2 tRNA genes are annotated in these 285 nt (G+C 50.9%); both read right to left on the reverse strand.

Annotated features, from left to right (window positions below):
• Positions 1–83: 83 nt before the first annotated feature.
• A tRNA-Ala gene (locus tag ACM6J5_RS24230) sits at positions 84–159 on the reverse strand.
• 30 nt (positions 160–189) lie between these two features.
• Positions 190–266, reverse strand: a tRNA-Ile gene (locus ACM6J5_RS24235).
• Between the last annotated feature and the right edge of the window lie 19 nt (positions 267–285).

Genomic DNA, 285 nt, shown 5'->3' on the forward strand with positions numbered 1-285 from the left:
ACTAGTCAAAGACTAGAAATCAACATTCACCATCGAACCGATGGAATGCTCATTTCTAAGCTTTATACAATCAGAAGCAGTAGTGGTGGAGCCAAACGGGATCGAACCGTTGACCTCCTGCGTGCAAGGCAGGCGCTCTCCCAGCTGAGCTATGGCCCCGTATTTCTACAGGCGTTTCCCACACAAAATTGGTGGGTCTGGGCAGATTCGAACTGCCGACCTCACCCTTATCAGGGGTGCGCTCTAACCAACTGAGCTACAGACCCAATTTCGGGCTGCTTCTTA

Origin of the sequence: Pseudomonas sp. IT-P74 (genome assembly GCF_949768175.1) — a bacterium.
GTDB lineage: Bacteria > Pseudomonadota > Gammaproteobacteria > Pseudomonadales > Pseudomonadaceae > Aquipseudomonas.